The following is a 1,864-nucleotide window of genomic DNA, read 5'->3' on the forward strand; positions in this document are numbered from 1 at the left end:
CGAGGACCAAAATGATGGGGTCAAGCGGCGAGTTTATGCACCTCTTTCCCCTGAACGTGACCACGGCAGATACTTTCACGTGGGACCTGATGAAGCTCAACACGAAGAAGAGGCACCGCGTGAAAGCCGGGAGGGAGTTCGGCTACGATTACCTGACCCAGGCCTCAATTCTAACGTCGCTCGTCATATTCGATGAGGCCCACTTTCTCCTCGAGGATGAGTCCATGGCAACTGCCTTCGATGCCGTCGTCAATTTCCTGAGTTCTCAAGGAGTCCCAATCGTTGTGATGACCGCTACCCTCTCCAAAGGGCACAGGAAGTTTTTCAGAAGGTACGCTGGGAAATACGGGTATGACTTCAAAGTCGTATCCCCCGATGAAAAGGATCCCTTCGTGAAGAGGGAACTCGAAAAGGACATATCCATTGAATTCGGGAAGGGAGACCCGCTAATGTTCACCGAACCGGGGAAGAGAAACGCAATAATCGTGAACACCGTGGACAGGGCAGTGGAGCTGTACGATAGGGCAGTTTCGGACCCCGACATAGGATTTGAGCGCGACAGGATACTCTTACTCCACGGAAGAATGACGCCGAGCCACAAGAAGTCCATAATCAGCCGTCTCCAGAGACTGGGAAAGGAGGATTTCCTCCTGATAGGGACGCAGGCGGTCGAGGCGGGAGTTGATTTCTCCGCGGACGTTATGGTAACGGACAGAGCGCCGATTAACTCCCTGCTCCAGCGCTTTGGGAGGCTCGCCCGCCACGCGGGTGACAAGAGTGGCAAAGCCGTTGTAATCACAGACGCTCCCGCAGGTCCGTACCCGTTGGAGAAGGTAGAGAAGACGTTGGACCTAATCATCGAGAGGAGCATCCACCCGCGCGTCCCTTCAACCTACGAGGAGACAGTCGCCGTGGTTCATGGATCAAGCCCCAGCTCCGTCAACAGACTCATTAACAAAGGGCTGAAGGGAGTCCTCCTAAAGCTGATGGGCGATCCTGCAAAGAGGGCCATTCATGTCTTAGGGGAGGTTGAACGGCTTGTGGCAAGCGGTGTGCCGGTAATGAGGGACTTCCTTGTTCCTCTCTCCGTAGGAGGTGAAACGGTTCTCATAAGCCCGAAGAAGCTCCTCAAGCTTTACTCAGGGGGACTCGTCGAGATCAAAGGCGTTAAATTCGAGATTAAAACCCTTAAAGATGCTTACAGGGTTGCAAAGGCCGTTGCACTCGAAGAGAATATCGAGATACTCTTTACTGGAAACTACGACCCGGAGCGTGGTATAGCATGATGCCCTGCGCCTACTTCAAGGAGGGGAAGTGCATCGAGACAATGGAAGCCCACCTAAAACGGGGTCTTGAGCTGTTGGAGGGGCTTTACATCGAAAGGGGCTACGGCAATTTCCTGGGGCGGCTCCTCGACGTTGAACCCAAGGCTGCCGAGGAACTCCTAAGGAAAACCCACGTTCTTCACGACGTCGGAAAGTGCCTTGAGACGTTTCAAAAGAGACGTGAAAGCTTCGGATACCATGAGTTCTACTCCTACCTACTGGCAAAAGACGCCCTCGGGGAGTTTGGGACTGCGGGCCAGATAGCCGCGGTCGCGATTCTTCTTCACCACCACGACTGGATAAGGAATAGAACTGTGAAAAAACCCCAGGGTTTAAGGCTTACCGAGGGATGCATCCGGCTCGTCAAAGAGCTCTCTGGAATTTCTATTCCGCGGGAAATACCCTGGGGAGAGCCAATCGAGGAGTACGAAACTGCAGAGGAGATTCTTCGAAAGAAGCTCAGAGGTGTCTATGCCATCCTCCTGCCGATAGCCGTAGCGGACAATTACGCCGCACTCTGCAATCGGGGAGGGGAGGGA

Annotated in this window: 2 protein-coding genes; both read left to right on the forward strand. The window is 53.9% G+C overall.

All coding sequences use genetic code 11. From position 1 onward, the window contains the following. Positions 1 to 1,286: CRISPR-associated helicase Cas3' (gene cas3 / locus MVD07_RS06630; protein ID WP_297499891.1), on the forward strand; the 1,286-nt coding region annotated here is incomplete at its 5' end. Further along, positions 1,286 to 1,864 (forward strand): HD domain-containing protein (locus MVD07_RS06635; RefSeq protein WP_297499893.1); only part of this gene is annotated, 579 nt, incomplete at its 3' end. The genes cas3 and MVD07_RS06635, both read left to right, overlap by 1 nt.

The organism is Thermococcus sp., from assembly GCF_027008145.1.
GTDB lineage: Archaea > Methanobacteriota_B > Thermococci > Thermococcales > Thermococcaceae > Thermococcus.